Raw genomic sequence first — 3,119 nt, forward strand, 5'->3', positions numbered from 1 at the left:
GCCTGGTCAGCGACGACGGCACCGTGCTGCTCGTGAAGGACTTCATCTGGGACACCGGCACGGAACTGCACGCCACCTACACGGTCGACGCCTCGGCACTCCCCGCCAACGGCACCTGGAAACTCCGCGTCACGGACAACACCCCCGGCATCTTCACCGTCGACCCCGGCTACCTCGACAGCTGGAGCCTCACCTTCTGATCCCGCTGCTCCAACTGACGCAGCCGCGCTCGGGGATTTACGAGCGCGGCTGCCTTCGCCTCCGACCGGCCATGACGATCACTGAGACCGGCTCCAGAGGGCGGGCACTTTGGTGACCGACGGGCCGCGTTCGCGTCAGACGGCGGTGCGATGCTTCGGCGGATGATGAGCGGTGCACTGACAGGTTCCACATGGTGCGCTGACGAACAATCCTGCCGCTCAACGCGTCACTAGCCTGGCCGCGACCCTGCGACAGACCGCCTTGAGGACGGTAGGGGCGCGTCCAGCGCTCCGGCGTCAGTGCACGTCGTGAACAGCGTGCCAATCCACAGGAGCGGTTTCGCGGCAGCCGGAACCCCCCGGGTTCCGGCATGGCCACCCGGCGCCGGGACCGGACCGGCGCCTCGTCTACCCCCTTCGACTCCACGAGGCACTCATGGCAGAACTCACAGGCATCACGCACCACACCGCCGAACTCAACGGCATCAAGCAGCACTGGGTCAGCGCGGGGCAGGGGCCGCCGGTCTACCTGTTGCATGGCTTCCCCGAGACCTGGTACGGGTGGCGGAAGCAGATACCGGTGCTGGCCGAGCGGTTCACTGTGATCGTGCCGGATCTTCGTGGCTACGGTGACACGGACAAGCCCGCCTCCGGCTACGACAAGCGGACGATGGCCAACGATGTGATCGCGTTGATGGACCATCTCGGCCATGAGCGCATCGCCCTGATCGGCCACGACCGCGGGGTACGCGTCGGCACCCGGTTCGCCAAGGACCACCCCGGCCGGATCGACCGGTTCGTGGCCATGGACAACATCCCCACCCGGGTCATCGCCGATACCTACGATGTGAACCTTGCCCGGCAGGGTTACTGGTTCTTCACCTTCCTCGGCGTGCCCGACCTTCCCGAGGCGCTGATCGCCGGCCGTGAGGAGATCTGGCTCACGCACTTCTACCGGAGCTGGTCGTACAACCCCGACATGCTCACCCCTGAGGAGATCGCCGTCTACGTACGCGCCTACCAACAGCCGGGTGCGGTGCGGGGATCCTGCATGGACTACCGCGCGGCGCCCCAGGACGTCGCCCAGGACCGTGAGGACGCAGACCAGCTCATCGACTGCCCGGTGCTGACCATGTGGGGCGAGGACTTCAGCGCCGTCGGACAGGCCTACGACGTCCTGGAAGTCTGGAAGGGGCTGGCCCGAAACGTCCGCGGTGTGCCCATTCCCCAGTGCGGACACCTCTGCCAGGAGGAGCGCCCTGATGTCGTCAACGGGGAACTCCTCGACTTCCTGGCGGACTGGAAGGGGTGACCCAACCGGTCCACCTCGGGACGCACGGAGGCGCCGGACGGCACCCATCCCTGAGCCGACGGTAGAGGGCAGGCAGGCCCCACGCCGCCGCGCCCGGTGAGCCAGAGGGCGGCGCAGGACGTGGGCGGAGGCCGAGCGCAATAGTGCGGGCCCCAGGCTGGGCGGTGGGGGTCAGCCGCCGTCGCCGGGCCTGAAGGGACTCACTTGGGGAACGGACGCCTTGCCCGTGTTGGAGACCTTTCCGCCGGTCCAGCGGACTCTGATCGACGTGGTCTCGTCGGGCGGGGTGACGAGCACGGCCGCCGGGGTCACGGTGGTGACCCCGGTGAGCGCCGGATTGGTAAAGGCCAGCGCTGACCACGCGCTTGCTCCCGGCGCAAGCGTCACGATCCGTTCCTCCTGCCCGGTGGTCCGCTCGGGGTCCGGTGTGACCGCTTCGCCGGTGCTGTTCACGAACGCCACGCCCGGGAAGCCGTACACCGTGCAGGTGCGGTGGGAGCCATTGGTCAAGATGACGGCAAAGTTCTCCTGCCCCGCTCCCGGGTGGTCCGGACCGATGGATGCCCGCAGCTCGGAGCTATGGCATCGGCTTGTCGCCGGAACCGGTGTGGCGGATGGCCTTGCCGACCCGGCGCCTGCAGACGGGGGCGTGGTCGGTCTGCCGGACGACCTGGCAAGGGCACCGCCGGGGTCCCCTGTGCGGGTGGCCGACGACGGGTTCCCGGAGTTGTTCGGAGCCGGGCTGCTGCTGCCTGTGTCAGTGCTCGTACAACCGGTCAGCGCGGCTGCCAGCGCGGTGCAGCAGGCGAGTGCGGCGGGCATGGCTCTACGACGCGTCATGTTCCACCTTCCTTGGTGTGCCGTATGGGTCGTCATGGGCGTCCCCGGTGACGGACCGCATGGCCGTCACCGGGGGATGAGGGTGGCGCGTTTCAGGTCATCGCCGTCACTTGGCGATGCGGGCGGTGAGCAGGTTGGGGTCGGTATTGGTGAAGTAGGCGCCGCTGGCGATGTAGGCCCTCGAGCCCTGTATGGCGAGGGAGGTCGGGTTCTCGAGCCCGTCGGCGGCGGTCAGCACTACGGTGTGGGTGCCGTCCGGGTCGACCAGGGCGACCTCGTTGTCCGCGTTGATCGCGGCCAGCAGGGTGTCGTCGGCACCGGTGAAGGCGAAGTCGTCGATGTTGACGAGGTCGGTCGCCCGGGTCTCGACGGGACCGGCGGCGCCGTGGCGGGTGATCGGGATGCGCAGCACGGTGCCCTTGTCCAGGTTGGACACCCAGGCCGCACCGTTGTGGATCTTGATGCCGTTGGCTCCCAGGAACCCGGTGGCTTCCAGCTCGGGTGCGGTAGCCCACTTGGTGGGCGTGCCCCCGGTGGTGGGCACCCGCCAGACCGTGCCCAGGACCGAGTCGGCCACGTACAGCAGGCCGCTCCGCTCGTCGAGGGCCAGGCCGTTGGGCAGGCTGTCGGCCGGGAGCGCGGCGATGCGCTCCGGGGTGCCGCCGGGGCGCAGGCGCCACAGGCCGGTCAGGTCACTGCTGCCGGTGGCGTACAGGAAGTACAGCGTCCCGTCGTCTGTGCGGACGATACCGCCGAGGAACGGTGAG

The 3,119-nt window shown here is 68.8% G+C and carries 4 protein-coding genes; 2 read left to right on the plus strand and 2 right to left on the minus strand.

Annotated features, from left to right (window positions below):
* A partial coding sequence (locus ACTWQJ_RS49210; protein ID WP_443311275.1) for a proprotein convertase P-domain-containing protein occupies window positions 1–200 on the plus strand: 200 nt, incomplete at its 5' end.
* Between the two features lie 436 nt (window positions 201–636).
* Entirely contained in the window at window positions 637–1,512 is an 876-nt protein-coding gene (locus tag ACTWQJ_RS49215) for an alpha/beta fold hydrolase (protein WP_443312861.1), read from the plus strand.
* A 171-nt stretch (window positions 1,513–1,683) separates the two neighbouring features.
* Here ACTWQJ_RS49215 and ACTWQJ_RS49220 read toward each other — a convergent pair whose 3' ends face one another.
* Window positions 1,684–2,388, minus strand: a complete 705-nt coding sequence (locus ACTWQJ_RS49220) for a DUF4232 domain-containing protein (RefSeq protein WP_443312862.1) — start codon at window positions 2,386–2,388, stop codon at window positions 1,684–1,686.
* Window positions 2,389–2,458: 70 nt separating this feature from the next.
* Window positions 2,459–3,119, minus strand: a 661-nt coding sequence (locus ACTWQJ_RS49225; RefSeq protein ID WP_443312863.1) for a hypothetical protein, incomplete at its 5' end; no start/stop codon positions are given.

Source organism: Streptomyces sp. KR55, assembly GCF_052245645.1.
Classification (GTDB): domain Bacteria; phylum Actinomycetota; class Actinomycetes; order Streptomycetales; family Streptomycetaceae; genus Streptomyces; species Streptomyces flavusporus.